General features: G+C 70.6%; 13 protein-coding genes and 1 pseudogene. 6 read left to right on the plus strand and 8 right to left on the minus strand.

What is annotated here, in order from left to right:
- Positions 1–30 precede the first annotated feature (30 nt).
- Positions 31–1,566 (minus strand): gamma-aminobutyraldehyde dehydrogenase, encoded by a 1,536-nt coding sequence (locus P8T65_RS12630; protein ID WP_316725487.1) that lies wholly within the window; start codon positions 1,564–1,566, stop codon positions 31–33.
- 213 nt (positions 1,567–1,779) lie between these two features.
- Between P8T65_RS12630 and P8T65_RS12635 the strand changes: the two genes are divergently transcribed.
- Positions 1,780–2,373 (plus strand): NADAR family protein, encoded by a 594-nt coding sequence (locus P8T65_RS12635; protein WP_316725489.1) that lies wholly within the window; start codon positions 1,780–1,782, stop codon positions 2,371–2,373.
- 85 nt (positions 2,374–2,458) lie between these two features.
- Here the strand turns inward: P8T65_RS12635 and P8T65_RS12640 are convergent, their stop codons facing one another.
- The gene (locus P8T65_RS12640) at positions 2,459–3,655 is read right to left on the minus strand and encodes a DUF4190 domain-containing protein (protein WP_316725490.1); all 1,197 of its coding nucleotides are present in this window, start codon (positions 3,653–3,655) and stop codon (positions 2,459–2,461) included.
- Between the two features lie 232 nt (positions 3,656–3,887).
- Here P8T65_RS12640 and P8T65_RS12645 point away from each other — a divergent pair, with 232 nt between their 5' ends.
- The gene (locus tag P8T65_RS12645) at positions 3,888–4,964 is read left to right on the plus strand and encodes an adenosine deaminase (protein ID WP_399103060.1); all 1,077 of its coding nucleotides are present in this window, start codon (positions 3,888–3,890) and stop codon (positions 4,962–4,964) included.
- 26 nt (positions 4,965–4,990) lie between these two features.
- On the plus strand, positions 4,991–5,698 hold the full coding sequence (locus P8T65_RS12650; protein ID WP_316725492.1) for a glycerophosphodiester phosphodiesterase: 708 nt from the start codon (positions 4,991–4,993) through the stop codon (positions 5,696–5,698).
- Here P8T65_RS12650 and P8T65_RS12655 read toward each other — a convergent pair.
- The 6 genes from P8T65_RS12655 to P8T65_RS12680 form a co-directional block, all read right to left on the minus strand.
- The gene (locus tag P8T65_RS12655) at positions 5,680–7,380 is read right to left on the minus strand and encodes a sigma-70 family RNA polymerase sigma factor (RefSeq protein ID WP_316725493.1); all 1,701 of its coding nucleotides are present in this window, start codon (positions 7,378–7,380) and stop codon (positions 5,680–5,682) included. The two genes, P8T65_RS12650 and P8T65_RS12655, sit on opposite strands and share 19 nt — an antisense overlap.
- 157 nt (positions 7,381–7,537) lie before the next feature.
- Positions 7,538–8,083 (minus strand): hypothetical protein, encoded by a 546-nt coding sequence (locus P8T65_RS12660; protein ID WP_316725494.1) that lies wholly within the window; start codon positions 8,081–8,083, stop codon positions 7,538–7,540.
- A gap of 92 nt (positions 8,084–8,175) precedes the next feature.
- Complete coding sequence (locus P8T65_RS12665; RefSeq protein ID WP_230220799.1) at positions 8,176–8,835, minus strand: YceI family protein; 660 nt, start codon at positions 8,833–8,835, stop codon at positions 8,176–8,178.
- Between the two features lie 247 nt (positions 8,836–9,082).
- Positions 9,083–9,820 (minus strand): MBL fold metallo-hydrolase, encoded by a 738-nt coding sequence (locus P8T65_RS12670; protein WP_316725498.1) that lies wholly within the window; start codon positions 9,818–9,820, stop codon positions 9,083–9,085.
- 137 nt (positions 9,821–9,957) lie between these two features.
- On the minus strand, positions 9,958–11,115 hold the full coding sequence (locus P8T65_RS12675; protein ID WP_316725499.1) for a spermidine/putrescine ABC transporter substrate-binding protein: 1,158 nt from the start codon (positions 11,113–11,115) through the stop codon (positions 9,958–9,960).
- 94 nt (positions 11,116–11,209) lie between these two features.
- The gene (locus P8T65_RS12680) at positions 11,210–12,655 is read right to left on the minus strand and encodes a gamma-aminobutyraldehyde dehydrogenase (protein ID WP_184899909.1); all 1,446 of its coding nucleotides are present in this window, start codon (positions 12,653–12,655) and stop codon (positions 11,210–11,212) included.
- Positions 12,656–12,832: 177 nt separating this feature from the next.
- Between P8T65_RS12680 and P8T65_RS12685 the strand changes: the two genes are divergently transcribed.
- From P8T65_RS12685 to P8T65_RS12695, 3 genes and pseudogenes are all read left to right on the plus strand, one after another.
- A complete protein-coding gene (locus P8T65_RS12685) occupies positions 12,833–13,366 on the plus strand; it encodes an Lrp/AsnC family transcriptional regulator (protein ID WP_316725501.1) in 534 nt (177 codons plus the stop codon).
- 19 nt (positions 13,367–13,385) lie between these two features.
- Positions 13,386–14,750, plus strand: coding sequence for an aspartate aminotransferase family protein (locus P8T65_RS12690; RefSeq protein ID WP_316725502.1), 1,365 nt, complete (start codon positions 13,386–13,388; stop codon positions 14,748–14,750).
- Positions 14,751–15,014: 264 nt separating this feature from the next.
- Positions 15,015–15,728, plus strand: a pseudogene (locus tag P8T65_RS12695) (ABC transporter ATP-binding protein); the annotation flags it as partial.
- Positions 15,729–16,067: the final 339 nt, after the last annotated feature.

Genomic DNA, 16,067 nt, shown 5'->3' on the forward strand with positions numbered 1-16,067 from the left:
CGGGGGTCGGGCGGCCGGTCCCCGGGCTGACTAGCGGTCCCCGAAGATCGTGCGGTGCCAGTCCTTCCTGGCGGTCGCCGTATTGTCGAACATGACGTGCTTGATCTGGGTGTACTCCTCGAACGAGTACGCGGACATGTCCTTGCCGAAGCCGGACGCCTTGTAGCCGCCGTGCGGCATCTCGCTGATGATCGGGATGTGGTCGTTGACCCACACGCACCCGGCCTTTATCTCGCGGGTGGCGCGACCCGTGCGGTACACGTCCCGGCTCCAGGCGGAGGCGGCGAGTCCGTACGGGGTGTCATTGGCGAGCCGGATGCCCTCGTCGTCGCTGTCGAAGGGCAGGACCACGAGCACCGGGCCGAAGATCTCCGCCTGGACGATCTCGCTGTCCTGGGCGGCGTCCGCGATCAGGGTGGGCCGGTAGTACGCGCCGTTCTCCAGCTCTCCCCCGGGCGCTTCACCGCCGGTGACCACGCGCGCGTACGCGCGTGCCCGCTCGACGAAGGCGGCGACCCGGTCGCGCTGGACGTGCGAGATCAGGGGGCCGAGGTCGGTGCCCGGGGCGAAGGGGTCGCCGAGCCGGACGGTCTCCATCAGGGCGGCCGTCCGTGCGACGAACTCCTCGTAGAGGGGCCGCTGCACGTACGCGCGCGTGGCGGCCGTGCAGTCCTGGCCGGTGTTGATGAGGGAACCCGCGACCGCGCCGTGGACGGCGGCCTCCAGGTCGGCGTCGTCGAAGACCACGAACGGGGCCTTGCCGCCGAGCTCCAGGTGGATGCGCTTGACGGTGGCGGTGGCGATCTCGGCGACGCGCCTGCCGACGGCCGTGGACCCGGTGAAGGAGGTCATGACCACATCGGGGTGGCCGACGAGGTGCTCGCCGGCCACCTTGCCGGTGCCGGTGACGATGTTGATCACGCCGTCGGGGAGGCCGGCGTCCGTGGCGGCCTGCGCGAAGAGCAACGAGGTGAGCGGGGTGAGCTCGGCGGGCTTCAGGACGATCGTGTTGCCCGCGGCGATCGCCGGGAGGATCTTCCAGGCGGCCATCTGCAGCGGGTAGTTCCAGGGCGCGACGGAACCGACGACGCCGATGGGTTCACGGCGTACGTACGAGGTGTGGTCCCCCGAGTACTCGCCCGCCGACTGGCCCTGCAGGTGACGGGCGGCGCCCGCGAAGAACGCCGTGTTGTCGATGGTGCCGGGCACGTCGAACTCGCGCGTCAGCTTGAGCGGCTTGCCGCACTGCAGGGACTCGGCCCGCGCGAACTCCTCCGCCCGGTCGGCCAGGACCGCGGCGAGGCGGTGCAGCGCGTCCGACCGCTCGCCGGGCGTGGTGGCGGCCCAGCCGGGGAACGCCGCGCGGGCGGCGGCGACGGCCGCGTCCACGTCGTCGGGTCCGGCCAGCTCGTAGGTGAGGACCTCGTCGCCGGTCGCGGGGTCGACGACCGCGTGGGTGCGGCCCGACGTTCCCTTGGTCGGGCGGCCGGCGACGAACTGCGCGCCGACCGCGAAGCGGTCGTGTGCGGGGAATCGTTCCGGGGTGGCGGTGCCCGGGTTCTGCATGTCGCTCTCCTCCGCCGGTGCCCCCTCTGTCCCTCGGGGGCGGGTGGCGTAGCTCCAGCTCGATTTGAGTGCCGATCCTGACAGAGCTGGGCGGCACCAACAAGTGATTCCGTTGTTGCCTTTTGGTTACGCGACGGAATCTGTCGACCAGGTGTCCAGTCGGCACAGGAAATCGAGGACGGTTTGTCAGTGGTTCCTGCCAGACTCGTCGGCATGGAGAAGATCGATTCTTGGGACACGCTGACGGAAGCGGTCCGCACGGGGGCGAGGGTCAAGTACCTGCACTTCTGGGGGCACCGCCCCCTGCCGGACGGCCGGATCGGCGCGAGCTGCCTGAGCCAGTGGTGGCCGTCACCGTTCACGGTGGACGGCGTGGAGTACGCGACGGCCGAGCACTGGATGATGGCCTCGAAGGCCCGTCTGTTCCAGGATCCGGAGGCGGAGCGCAAGGCCGTGGCCGCGTCGGGCCCCGCGCAGGCCAAGAAGGTCGGGCGGCTGGTGCGCGGCTTCGACGAGGCTCTGTGGGAGCGGGAGCGCTTCGGCATCGTCGTAGAGGGAAGCTTCCACAAGTTCGCCGCCCACGCCGACCTGCGGGCGTTCCTCCTGGGCACCGGCCACCGTGTGCTCGTCGAGGCCAGCCCCGTCGACCGGGTCTGGGGCATCGGGCTCGCGGCGGACGACGAGCGCGCCATGGACCCCGCGCGGTGGCGGGGCCCCAATCTGCTGGGCTTCGCGCTGATGGCGGCCCGGGAGAGACTGGCGAGCGGGGGCGCTCCGCTGTCTGCCGGGGGCGCCATCCGGGGGTGACACGAAGGGCGGTGGGCGGCTGCGGGTGCGTGGGGGTTCGCCGCGCAGTTCCCCGCGCCCCTGACGGGGCGCTCCTTCGAGGCGCCTACACGCCGCCTTCCCTCACCGGCAGCACCAGGGACAGCGACGTCGAGTAGCTGTCGTCGAAGGGGTCGGTGTCGGAGTCGTAGCCGTCGTTCTCCGACGCCAGGACGATGAGGACGATGAAGCCGATGCCGAGCAGGATGCCGGCGGCTCCGCAGATGATCCCGGCCAGGGCGTGCCCCGGGTTCGTCGCCTCGCCCCGGCGTGCCTTGGCCCGGCCGACGAAGCCGAAGATCATGGCCATGATCCCGAGCAGGATCGCGAACGGCCACAGACAGAACAGCACGGCGGCGCAGATGCCGAGCACCATGGCCGCGATCCCGATCCCGTTGCTCGGCGGCGGCGTCAGGACGGGCCAGGCGTAGCCCGCTCCCGGGCCGGGGTAACCGGCGCCGTGATGGGCCTGCGCACCCGGATACCCCGGGTACTGGGGGTATCCGTACGGAACCTGTCCCGGCCCTTCGGGGCCGATGGGCGGGGGAGGTACGGCGGCGCCGGGGGCGCCGTAGGGCGCGGAGGCCATGGGCGTCGGGTAGGACGTGTGGGGCGCGGGGTGTGGTTGATGTGCCTCGGTCGCGCCGGGCGCGGGCGGGGCGAAGGGATTGGGGGCCGGGGCGGGCGTTGGCGTCGGCTGCCGGTCACCCGGGGGTGCGAACGCGCCGGGAGCGGACAGCACCGTCATCTGGTCGTGCGGCGAGGGCGCGGGAGGGGAGGGAGGGGTAGGAGAGGCGGCAGGGTTGCCCTGCGCCGGGGTGTCGGCCGGCGCGGCCCAGGGATCGTACGGAGCCTGAGGCGCGGGTGCGGTGGACGCGCCCGGAGCCGACCACGCGGGCGGAACCGGGGCCGCGGTCTCGGCGGAGCCCGCTGCGTCGGCGGAGTTGGTGGAGTGGGCGGAGCCGGTGGACCCCGTCGGCGTGCTCGGCTTGTCGAGGGCGACCGTCGGAGTCGGTACCGCGTCCTCCGTCACCGTGGGGAGCGTGGCGCCGTCCACCACGGTCGGCGGGGCGGCGTCGTCGGTCACCGTCGGCAGCGTCGCGCCGTCCACCACGGTCAGCGGGGCGGCGTCGTCGGTCACCGTCGGCAGCGTGGTGCCGTCGACCACCGTCGGCGGTAGCGCGGTGTCGCCCTGTGGGGACGCCCACGGGGCCGGCTGTGGAGCGGCCGGTGTTTCCGGAATCGGTGCCTCGTCGGCTGACATGAGCGGGTCCCCCTGTGACGTTCCGTGCCGTTCCGCGTCGTTTCTCCGTCGGACGCGTTCAGCTGTACGTTCGGTCATGCTAAGGCCCGGGGTTAGATGTGTGGACGGCCGCCTACGATGATCCCCGAGTCACCGATCAGCCGATCACCCGCGTCCCCCGCAGCAGACCACGGTCCGGGGCGGACGCCGTTCCCGGGGAGGAACCTTGACCGACCGCCGCACCGCGCAGGGCGTGCCCCTGAGCCCCGCCGTCGCCGACACCGCCGCCGTCCCCGGCGCCCGCGACCTGCACGCCTTCATCGCCGGTCTGCCGAAGGCCGAACTGCATGTGCACCACGTCGGCTCCGCCTCCCCCCGCATCGTCTCGGAACTGGCCGCCCGCCACCCCGACTCCCAAGTGCCCACGGACCCCGAGGCCCTCGCGGACTACTTCTCCTTCACTGACTTCGCCCACTTCATCCAGGTCTACCTGTCCGTCGTCGACCTCGTCCGCACCCCGGAGGACGTCCGTCTGCTGACGTTCGAGGTGGCCCGGGACCTCGCCCGGCAGCAGGTGCGGTACGCCGAGCTGACCATCACCCCGTACTCCTCCACCCGTCGCGGGATCGAGGAGCGGGCGTTCATGGACGCGATCGAGGACGCCCGGAAGGCGGCGGAGGCCGAGTTCGGGACCGTCCTGCGGTGGTGCTTCGACATTCCCGGCGAGGCGGGGCCAATCGCAGCCGAGGAGACCACGCGGCTCGCCACCGACGACCGGCTGCGCCCCGAGGGGCTGGTGTCGTTCGGCCTCGGCGGACCCGAGATCGGCGTGCCGAGGCCGCAGTTCAAGCCGCACTTCGACCGGGCGATCGCGGCCGGGCTGCACTCCGTGCCGCACGCCGGCGAGACCACGGGACCCGAGACGATCTGGGACGCGCTGAACGAACTGCGCGCGGAGCGCATCGGCCACGGCACCAGCGCGGCCCGCGACCCGAAGCTGCTGGCCCATCTCGCCGAGCGGCGGATCGCCCTGGAGGTCTGCCCGACCTCGAACATAGCGACCCGAGCGGTCCGGACCCTCGAGGAGCACCCCATCAAGGAGTTCGTGGAGGCCGGTGTGCTGGTCACCGTCAACTCCGACGACCCGCCGATGTTCGGCACCGACCTGAACACCGAGTACGCGGTGGCCGCACGCCTCCTCGACCTCGACGAGCAGGGGGTGGCCGCGCTCGCGAAGAACGCGGTGGAGGCGTCCTTCCTCGACGAGCCCGGCAAGGCCCGGGTGACCGCCGAGATCGACACCTACACGTCGGCCTGGCTGACCCCCTGATCCGATCGGCACCGGGAACCACCACCATGCGCACCGTGACAGCCGTCGCCCATCGCGGCGCCCCCTACCGCCACCGCGAGAACACGCTCGACTCCCTGCGGGCCGGGCTCGAACTGGGCGCGGACGTCGTCGAGTTCGATGTACGGACGACCCGTGACGGGGTGCCGGTCCTGCTCCACGACTCGACGCTGAACCGCCTGTGGGAGGTGGACCGGCCGCTGGCCGCGCTGTCCGCCGCCGAGCTGCGCGGGCTGACGGCCGACGGGGTGCCGACACTCGCCGACGCGCTGCTCGCCACCGAGGGCAGCCGCGTCATGGTGGATCTGCCGGGTGCGGTGAACCCGCGGGCGGTGCGACAGATCCTCGGCGTCGTGCGGGAGTGCGACGCCGAGGCCCGTGTCTACTACAGCGCCGACCCGCAGACCGTGCTCGCGGTCCGCGCCGCCGCTCCCGCGGCCGAGCTGGCCCTGACCTGGAAGACCTCCGCCCCGCCGCGTCCCGCCCTGCTCGACGCCATCCGTCCGCGCTGGCTGAACTACCGCTTCGGCCTCCTCACCCGCCCCCTGGCGGACCGTGTCCACCGGGACGGCTATCTCCTCTCCGCCTGGACCCCGGACACCCGACGCTCCATGCGCCGTCTGCTGTCCTGGGGTGTCGACTCGATCACCACCAACCGCGTCGACGCCCTGTGCACCCTCAGAGCCAGCGGTGAGGGCTACACCTCGGACCGCTGAGGCACGGTCGCCGCGTCCGCCGGCCTCTCCCGTGTGACGTACTGCGGCACCGGCGCCGAGTCCTTGCCGTCGTCGCGGACGAGGCCGAAGCGGATGGCCCCCCGGTCGGGGCCGATGGTGATGTCCTCGGTCACGGCGTCCCAGGTGGAGGGGGCGACGGTGATGTTGTAGTCGGCACCGCGTTCGTTCTGGGTGAGCGTGACCGTGCCGTCGAGGTAGAAGTACTCGTTCTGCCACATCTGCTGGGTGCCCTCGGGCAGGACGGTGTAGCCGGTGTCGGGGCCGCCCATGCTCGAGGTCCTGCCGTCGGCGGAGGTCGGGTCGTCCATGCGGAGGCCGCCGCCCGAGGCGACGTGGAAGAGCTTGCCCTCCAGACCGGTCCAGGCCGGCATGACCAGTCCGCCCGGCCGGTACTGGGGCAAGATCTGCCAGCGGACCAGGACGTACCCCCGGCCCGTGAACGTCACGTTGTCGCCCCGGTGGTTCATCGCGGTCCGCGGGCCACCGCTGCTGGTGATGCCGGACTCGGGCCGGCGCGGGAGGGCGGCGGGCGGGGTGTCCGGGTCCGGCGCCCGGTCCGCCACGTCGACGACCGTGCCGTACAGGGTCTTCGGCTCCTTCTCCTTCTCCTTCTTCGGCGACGGGGAAGCCGAGGGGGACGGTGAGGACGACGGCGACGCGGAGCGCGACGGGATGCGGGGTTCCGGGGGCGCGGGTCCCCGGGCCGTGCTCAGCGCGGTCGGCGCGGCCTGCGTGGGCCCGTCCCCGGGGGGTTGCGTCACCACGTACGCGCCCCCGGCGACCATCGTCGCGCTCGCCGTCACCGCGACGGCGGGCTTGGTGAGGGCACCGATCACCTTGGCGGACCAGCTCACGGAGGCGGTCGCGGTCGTCGCCGCCACGGCCGTCTTGCCGCCGAACGCCAGGGACAGGGTGAAACCCACGGGGACGGGGACCAGGGCGAGCCCGACGAGGAGCCGTTCGGCGGGGACGACCTCATCGGGGCGGCCGTGGCCGTCGCAGCGGGCGCAGCCACGGATGTGCCGGGCGATGCGTTTGCGCCACACCGAATCGGGCTGCCCGCTCCAGTGTGCGGTGACCCGGCCCAGGTCGGAGCAGGAGGCGTCGAGGGCACGGACGATGCCGCGCGCCGTCTCCAGCCGGGCCTTCATCCGCTGGACGCGGACGGCGGCGTGCTGCCGGCTGACACCGACGGCGGCGGCGAGTTCGCGCCGGGTGAGTTCGCCCGCGACCTCCAGCCACCACAGCGACAGCAGTTGCCGGTCCTCGCCGTCGAGCCAGCGGACCGCTTCCGCGACCTCCTTGCGTTGCCCTTCCAGCTGCAGTCGCAGCACGGTCAGTTCGGCGAAGTCGGCGGCGCCGTGGGCGTCGTGGTCGTCCAGGTGGTCGGCGGTGCGGCGGCGTGCCCGGTCCCGTATCTGTCGCATCGCGATCGCGACCAGCCAGGAACGGAAGCTGTCCGGATCGCGCAGCGTGTCGAGGTTGTCGACGGCGCGCAGCATGGTCTCCTGCACGACGTCGTCGACGTCGGCATGGCCGTTGAGGGCTCGACCGACGATGTTGTAGACGAGCGGCAACCAGCCCTCGACCAGCTCGTCGAGGGCGCGCCGGTCCCCCGCCTGCGCGGCCGCGATGGTGGACCGCCACTGCCGCCCCTCCACGTACGTCCCCTTCGATCCCGCTGGGCTCACTCTGTTCACTCGGCTGTGTTCCGTACCTTCTCAGCCATCGCTGCGGCTTGGGGAACCTCCGAGGCGGAGATCACACCGCTCACACTGCTCATACGGCTCGCTCCTGCATGTGGGGAGACAGGGGTGCCTACGGAGACGGTGTGGAGACGGCCGGGATAACAGTTTTTCGGTCCCATCCACCGGTGAGGGTCTCCAGCCGCTTGATCCGCCGCCGTACGACGTGGAGCGGGATGATCCCGTAGACCCCGAACGACATGTCGATCACGCTCCACCAGAAGGGGATGTCGCGGATCGGCCCGCAGATCAGGGCCAGCGGGATGATGCCCGCGCAGGCGATCATGCCGACCTCGATAACCCAGATGTTGCGGACCGGGTCACGGTAGGGGCCGTAGAAGGACACCGCGATCACCAGGTGCGCGAAGGCCAGCCAGTCCGTGCCGTACAGGAGGAACGGGTAGGTGGCGTCGGCCTCGTCGAGTCCCGCCCGCACCCGCTCGATCCACTCCACGAGCCCCGGCAGGTACTCCCCGACGGACAGCGACCGCAGCAACTCCTCGGTCCAGCGCAGCTCGTGGACCAGCGGGAAGGCTGTGGCGCCGCTCAGCACCAGACAGACGACGAAGAAGACCAACCATGCACGGATGCCCTTCAACAGGGCGGCTCTGTCGCTCATGCCGTGAGCGTACGCCCCAGCTTGAACGTGTTCAAAAGCGAGGGCCCGACAGGTGTCGGGCCCCCACGGGAGCACGGGTTCGCGACGGACCGTCAGCCGCCGGGGGCCGAGCGGATCGCGGCGATGTCGAACTGCAGGCGCACCTTCTCGCTCACCATGGCGCCGCCCTCCGCGAGCCGTTGGTTGTAGGTGAGGCCCCATTCGGAGCGATTGATGGTGGTGGTCCCGTCGAAACCGACCCGCTCGTATCCGAACGGGTCCATGACGTGGCCTATGTAGGTGAGTTCCAGATCGACGGGACGAGTGGTGCTCTTGATCGTGAGTTCACCGGCCATGCGGTAGACATCGTTGCCCACGAGACGCACCGCCGTACTGACGAAGCGCATACGTGGATAGGTCGCGGCATCCAGGAAATCGCGACCCATCAAATGGGCATCACGTTGTTCCACCCCGGTGTCGACCGACGTGGTGGACAGCACTATCTCGGCCCGCGAACGCGAAGGATCACGGCCGTCGAAATAGAGTCGACTCTGATACTCGGTGAACGCGCCTCGCACGGTCGTGACCAGGGCATGCCGGACGGAGAAACCGATACGGCTGTGCGCCGCGTCGATCATCCATTCGCCGGTCAGCATCGTGAGGGCGGGGTCGGACGTGCCGTCGGGAGCGAATGCCCCGGACTCGTGGGGGAGTCGCGAGGCTGTGGGGGCTGCCGGGCGGCGCAGGGACGCAGCACGGGTGAACAGGTTCATGATTCACGTAACTACGGCACGACGAGATGCGCCGCAACCCTTGGTCGATGAATCCGCCCGGTGCGAATCGACCACGAAAGGCCGATAAAACGCCACCACGCGCCGGACCGTTGCATTATCTCCACAGAGTCGCCACGAATTCACTCGCCCCAATTACCCCCGGAACGGCCTGAAGAGAAAGGAAGTCAGGCGTATTCACCCAAGTCCGCACAGAGTCGTACGGAGTCATTACCGAGTCACTACGGAGTCATGTGGTGCTCTTCGGCAGCAGTCCACGGGCGAGGGTGTCACGGGCCGCCGCCAGGTGCCGTCCGGCCCGCGCGAGCGAGATCTCGTGATGGCCGGGCAACAGCGCGTCCACGTCCAGCGCGGCCAGCCGGGTCAGACTGGCGGCGTACTCGGGGACCCGGCAGTCGTGCAGGTTCTGCAGGGAGACGCGTCCCCCTGTGAAGACACAGTCCCCGGAGAAGAGTGCCTGGTGGTCGGGGGTGCGCAGGTGGTAGCAGAGGTGGCCGTCCGCGTGCCCGGGCGTAGCGACGGCCCGCAGGACCACGCCGCCACCGAGGTCGATCTCCACGCCGTCTGCCAGCGCCTCGACCCGGGGGCAGGGGGCGAAGGTGTAGTCGGCCGGGTAGTACCCGGAGGCCTTTCCGCGGTCCAGGCTGACGCCCGCTTCGTCGCCTGTCGCGATCCAGCCCGTGGCTTCGGCGCCGGCCAGCACGCGCAGTCCGGGCAGCCGTTCGGCGAGCGCGGCGGCTCCGCCCGCGTGGTCGGCGTGGCCGTGGGTGAGAAGGAGATGACCGGGGTCGGCGCCGGTTGCACGCACCGCGCGCACGATCGCCTCGGCGGACCGCCCCGCTCCGGCGTCCACGAGCACACTGTGCCGGGCGCCCCTCACCAGATAGACGTGGCAGTCCAACGCGTCGCTCAGATCGAATCCGTACGCTCCGCTGGCGACGAGCGTGACATGGTCGGTCAGCCGCATGACGGCCCCTCCTGCTCTCGATACCGACGAGGTCGGAGAGGACCACCCGACGGTTCGGCCGCACGACGGCCCTCCCCCGCCTTCCCCAACGCCGGTACCGCCCCGGAGGTGACCCCTCAGCGGCACACCGCCCGTCCCTAGAGCCCCACGATCCCGTTCCACCGCCGGGCGAACTCGTGCCGCTCCCCGGAGGTGATGTCCCGGGCGACCGCGAGCCGGGCGCGCATCGCGTCGTCGGGGAAGATCAGGGGGTCCTCGGCGAGGGCGGCGGTCTCCCGGTCCTTGGCCGAGGCCAGGACGTCGCGGGCCGCCGGGACGGGGCACACGTAGTTGACCCAGGCGGCGAGCTCGGCGGCCACCTCGGGGTCGTAGTAGTGGTCGACGAGGCGCTCGGCGCTCGCCTTGTGGCGTGCGAGGTTGGGGATCATCAGGGACTCGGACCAGAGTTCGGCGCCCTCCTCGGGCACGACGAACCGGATGTCCGGGTCGTCGGCCTGGAGTTGGATCACGTCCCCCGAGTAGGCCTGGCAGGCGAGGACGTCTCCGCTGGAGAGGTCCTTGATGTAGTCGTTGCCCGTGAAGCGGCGGATGTGGCCGGCGCGGACGCGGGAGGCGACCTGGTCGCAGACGGTGTGGAAGTCGTCCGCCGTCCAGCGGGTCACATCGACCCCGTTGGCCTGCATCAGCAACGCGAACGCCTCGTCCAGACCGGAGAGCAGGGTGACCCGCCCCTTGAGGTCGTCCGCCCACAGGTCGGCGACCCGGCGTATCTCGCGACCCACCTTCCGCCGGTTGTACGCGATACCGGTGATCCCCGACTGCCACGGCACCGTGCAGGCCCGGCCCGGATCGAAGGCGGGCGACCTGAGCTGCGGATCGAGATGGCGGCCGACGTTGGGCTGCCGGGCCCGGTCCATCTCCTGCACCCAGCCGAGCCGTACGAACCGGGCGCACATCCAGTCACTGACGACGACGAGGTCACGGCCGGTCTGCTGATGGTTCATCAGAGCCGGGCCGATCTTGCCGAAGAACTCGTCGTTGTCGTTGATCTCCTCGACGTAGTCGACGGCGATCCCGGTGCGCTCCTCGAACGCCTCCAGCGTCGGCCGCTGTGTGTCGTCCTCGTCGTCCGTGTCGATGTAGAGCGGCCAGTTCGACCAGCTCAGCCGCTTGTCCCGGGCCGAGAGGTCGACCCCGGCCCGGTCACCGGGCGCCACGTAGGCGGCGGGCACACCGCACCCGGCGAGTGCGCCGAAAGCCGCCCCCACACCCAGCAGGGAGCGACGCGTGAACATACGGGCCCCCGCGCCCCGATGGGCCGAAGGCCCTACGGGGGCGCGGGGAACTGCGCGATCAACCACGACGAACCTTCAGCCGACAACCGAACCCTCAGTCCAGCGACGTCATCACGTGCTTGATCCGCGTGTAGTCGTCGAACCCGTAACCCGAGAGGTCCTTGCCGTACCCGGACTTCTTGAACCCGCCGTGCGGCATCTCCGCGACAAGCGGGATGTGCGTGTTGATCCACACACACCCGAAGTCCAGCGCCTTCGACATCCGCATGGCCCGCCCGTGGTCCTTCGTCCACACCGACGAGGCCAGCGCGTACTCCACGCCGTTCGCCCACTCGACGGCCTGTCCCTCGTCGGAGAAGGACTGCACGGTGATGACCGGCCCGAAGACCTCCTTCTGGATGATCTCGTCGTCCTGCTTCAGCCCGGAGACGACGGTCGGCGCGTAGAAGTACCCCTTCTCACCGACCTGGTGGCCACCGGCCTCGACCTTGGCGTGGGCCGGCAGCCGCTCGATGAACCCAGCGACCTGCTTGAGCTGGTTGGGGTTGTTGAGCGGGCCGTACAGCACGTCCTCGTCGTCCGGCTGCCCGGTCTTCGTCTCGGCCGCCGCCTTCGCGAGCGCGGCCACGAACTCGTCGTGGATACCCTCCTGGACGAGGACACGGGTCGCGGCCGTACAGTCCTGCCCGGCGTTGAAGAAGCCCGCCACCGAGATGTCCTCGACGGCCTTGGCGATGTCGGTGTCGGCGAAGACGACGACCGGCGCCTTGCCGCCCAGCTCCAGGTGGACCCGCTTGAGGTCCCTGGACGCGGACTCGGCGACGGACATGCCGGCCCGCACGGACCCGGTGATGGACGCCATGGCCGGGACCGGGTGCTCGACCATCAGCCGGCCGGTGTCACGGTCGCCGGTGATGACGTTGAAGACGCCCTTGGGCAGGATCGCTCCGATGATCTCGGCCATCAGGACGGTCGACGCGGGCGTCGTGTCCGACGGCTTCAGCACGACCGTGTTGCCCGCGGCGATCGCCGGCGCGAACTTCCACACGGCCATCATCATCGGGTAGTTCCACGGCGCGACCTGGGCGCAGACACCGACCGGCTCACGGCGGACGATCGAGGTCATGCCCTCCATGTACTCGCCGGCCGAACGGCCCTCCAGCATCCGTGCGGCGCCCGCGAAGAAGCGGATCTGGTCCACCATCGGCGGGATCTCCTCGGAGCGGGTCAGCCCGATGGGCTTGCCCGTGTTCTCCACCTCCGCCGCGATGAGTTCCTCGGCCCGCTCCTCGAACGCGTCGGCGATCTTCAGCAGGGCCTTCTGGCGCTCGGCCGGGGTCGTGTCCCGCCAGCCCGGGAACGCGGCCTCGGCGGCGGCCATCGCCGCGTCGACATCGGCCTGACCGGACAGGGGCGCGGTCGCGTAGGCCTCGCCCGTCGCGGGGTTGACCACCTCGGTGGTCCGTCCGTCGACGGCGTCACGGAATTCCCCGTCGACGTAGTTTCGTAGCGTGCGCAGTCGACCCAGCTCGGTGCTCACTGCCGGCCCTCCAGGTTCGGTGTCCAGGTTGGGGTGTCCATCCCTTGAGACACCACCCTAATCCGCCGCCCCACGTTTTCAACACCCCCAACACCTCGCCGACTGCGAAATCCGCAAGCTACGACCTCGTAAACAACGAATTTCATCGGTTCAGCCTTGCGGAACTGTCGAGACGTCGTGCACAGTGTGCCCGTGGCCAGTCGAAGCTCAGACCAGAAGGACTCCAAGGACTCCAGGGAGCCCAGGGAGCCCAGGAACGGCACTCCCCAGTTGGACGCCGTCTCCCTCGCCATCGTCGAGCAGCTGCAGGAGGACGGCCGTCGGCCGTACGCCGCGATCGGCAAGGCCGTCGGCCTCTCCGAGGCGGCCGTGCGCCAGCGCGTCCAGAAGCTGCTCGACCAGGGCGTGATGCAGATCGTCGCCGTCACCGACCCGCTCACCGTGGGTTTCCGGCGGCAGGCGATGCTCGGCATCAACGTCGACGGCGATCTGGATCCCGTGGCGGACGCCCTGACGGCCATGTCGGAGGTCGAGTACATCGTGATCACCGCCGGCTCCTTCGACCTGATGGCGGAGGTCGTCTGCGAGGACGACGACCACCTCCTGGAGGTCATCAACAAGCGCATCCGGACACTGCCCGGCGTCCGTTCCACCGAGAGCTTCGTCTACCTCAAGCTCAAGAAGCAGACCTATATGTGGGGAACCCGATAACCGTGAGGACGCGATACCCGTGAGCCCCAAGGATCTCAGCCAGACCGCGTACGACCACCTGTGGATGCACTTCACCCGCATGTCCTCGTACGAGAACTCCCCGGTCCCCACCATCGTCCGGGGCGAGGGCACGTACATCTACGACGACAAGGGCAAGCGGTACCTCGACGGTCTCGCCGGTCTCTTCGTGGTCCAGGCCGGCCACGGCCGCACCGAGCTGGCGGAGACCGCGTTCAAGCAGGCGCAGGAGCTGGCCTTCTTCCCGGTGTGGTCGTACGCCCACCCGAAGGCCGTCGAGCTGGCGGAACGTATCGCCTCCCATGCGCCCGGCGATCTGAACAAGGTCTTCTTCACCACCGGCGGCGGCGAGGCGGTCGAGACCGCCTGGAAGCTCGCCAAGCAGTACTTCAAGCTCCAGGGCAAGCCGACCAAGTACAAGGTCATCTCCCGTGCCGTCGCCTACCACGGCACCCCGCAGGGCGCCCTGTCCATCACCGGCCTGCCGGCGCTGAAGGCCCCCTTCGAGCCGCTGGTGCCGGGCGCGCACAAGGTCCCCAACACCAACATCTACCGCGCCCCGATCTTCGGCGACGACCCCGAGGCCTTCGGCCGCTGGGCCGCCGACCAGATCGAGCAGCAGATCCTCTTCGAGGGCCCCGAGACGGTCGCGGCCGTCTTCCTGGAGCCGGTGCAGAACGCGGGCGGCTGTTTCCCGCCGCCGCCCGGCTACTTCCAGCGGGTCCGCGAGATCTGCGACCAGTACGACGTGCTGCTGGTGTCGGACGAGGTCATCTGCGCCTTCGGCCGGCTCGGCACGATGTTCGCCTGCGACAAGTTCGGCTACGTCCCGGACATGATCACCTGCGCCAAGGGCATGACCTCGGGCTACTCGCCGATCGGCGCCTGTGTCGTCTCGGACCGCATAGCCGAGCCCTTCTACAAGGGTGACAACACCTTCCTGCACGGCTACACCTTCGGCGGCCACCCGGTCTCCGCGGCCGTCGGCCTCGCCAACCTCGACCTGTTCGAGCGCGAGAAGCTCAACCAGCACGTCCTCGACAACGAGGCGGCCTTCCGGTCCACCCTGGAGAAGCTCCACGACCTGCCGATCGTCGGCGACGTCCGCGGCAGCGGCTACTTCTACGGAATCGAGCTGGTCAAGGACAAGGCGACGAAGGAGAGCTTCGACGACGACGAGACCGAGCGGGTCCTCTACGGCTTCCTGTCGAAGAAGCTGTTCGAGAACGGCCTCTACTGCCGGGCCGACGACCGCGGCGACCCGGTCGTCCAGCTCGCCCCGCCGCTGATCTCCGACCAGTCGACCTTCGACGAGATCGAACAGATCCTGCGCGCGACGCTGACGGAGGCGTGGACCCTGCTGTAGGCAATCCGGTGCGGGCGCCGCACCTGTCACGCCCCACCGCCACGGTCTCCGGCCTCGCCGCCCTCCGGCGGCGGGGCGTGAACCGCCCTTCTCGCGGCCCGGGGCGCCCCCATCCGAGTGAGATGGGGGCGCCCCGGGCCGTGTGCTGTCCGCCCCGCGCCGCCCCGACTCCCTAGCGTGCCTCTGTAACCGATCGGCCCTGCCTTCGTTCCCCCGGACGGGGGGCTCCCCCGGCAATCCTGATCCGAACCGAGGTGTACGCCCATGGTGGCCCCGCCGGACAACGACGTGCTCTGGGCACGTGGTCTGACCTACGCGCACGACGGCACGCCCGCCCTGCACGGTGTGTCGATGGGGGTCCGGGAGGGCGAGATCCTCGCCGTCACCGGCCCGCGCGGCAGCGGCAAGACCACGCTCCTGCGGTGCCTGTCCGGACAGTTGCGGGCCCAGCGGGGAGAGGTGTGGTTCAACAGCGTCCCCGTGCACACGATGAGGGCGCTCGCCCGGGAACGGCTGCGGCTCGACCGCTTCGGGTGGATCGACCCCGAGCCGGTCCTCGTCCCCGAGCTGAACGTCTGGGAGAACACCGCCCTGCCGCTGATGCTGCGCGGCACCGGGCGCCGGGCCGCCAAGGCCGCCGCCCTGGAGTGGCTGGAGCGCCTCGACATTCGCGACCAGGCCCGCAAGCGCCCCCACGCCCTCCTCCAGTCGGAGCGCCAGCGCGTGGTGTTGGCCCGCGCCCTCGTCTGCGCCCCCACGGTCCTCTTCGCCGACGAACCGACCGCCCCGCTGCACCGGGCCGAACACACCCACGTCCTGCGCACGCTCACCACGGCGGCCCGCTCCCACCGGATCACGGTCGTCCTCGCCACCCACGACCCCGACACGGCGGCCCTGGCAGACCGCACGGTGTCCCTCCTGGACGGCCGCCAAGTGAAGACGGTTCACCTGCCCGCCACCACGCCCCCCGAGCCCCGCACCGACCGCCGCACCCCCACCGGCCCCCCTCCCGCGCCGCCCCGCACCGCCTCGGCCGGTATCCCAGTCACCACGACACCGAACGGGCCCACCCCCGACACGACAACGCCCCCCACCACGGCGACCCCGCCCGAGGCCACGGCCCCGAAGCCTCCCCCCTCCCCCACGCCGGAGGCGGCTTCGCCCGCAGCCGAGGGGGATGCCCGGCCACCCGCCGAAGGAGAAACCCGGCCCCCCGCCGAAGGGGAACCCCAGCAGTCCGGCGGAGCCGACGGTCGCCCGGCCCCCGCCATGGATGCCGACCGCCCCGCCACCGAAGTGGTCCGCCCCGCAGCCGAA

It is taken from the genome of Streptomyces sp. 11x1, assembly GCF_032598905.1.
Classification (GTDB): Bacteria; Actinomycetota; Actinomycetes; order Streptomycetales; family Streptomycetaceae; genus Streptomyces.

Excerpts from the sequence above, each read along its gene's own strand:
- P8T65_RS12660 (WP_316725494.1), bottom strand. The coding sequence starts at position 8,083 with ATGAGCGACAGAGCCGCCCTGTTGAAGGGCATCCGTGCATGGTTGGTC.
- P8T65_RS12640 (WP_316725490.1), bottom strand. The coding sequence starts at position 3,655 with ATGTCAGCCGACGAGGCACCGATTCCGGAAACACCGGCCGCTCCACAG.
- P8T65_RS12665 (WP_230220799.1), bottom strand. The coding sequence starts at position 8,835 with ATGAACCTGTTCACCCGTGCTGCGTCCCTGCGCCGCCCGGCAGCCCCC.
- P8T65_RS12650 (WP_316725492.1), top strand. The coding sequence starts at position 4,991 with ATGCGCACCGTGACAGCCGTCGCCCATCGCGGCGCCCCCTACCGCCAC.
- P8T65_RS12635 (WP_316725489.1), top strand. The coding sequence starts at position 1,780 with ATGGAGAAGATCGATTCTTGGGACACGCTGACGGAAGCGGTCCGCACG.
- P8T65_RS12675 (WP_316725499.1), bottom strand. The coding sequence starts at position 11,115 with ATGTTCACGCGTCGCTCCCTGCTGGGTGTGGGGGCGGCTTTCGGCGCA.
- P8T65_RS12630 (WP_316725487.1), bottom strand. The coding sequence starts at position 1,566 with ATGCAGAACCCGGGCACCGCCACCCCGGAACGATTCCCCGCACACGAC.
- P8T65_RS12670 (WP_316725498.1), bottom strand. The coding sequence starts at position 9,820 with ATGCGGCTGACCGACCATGTCACGCTCGTCGCCAGCGGAGCGTACGGA.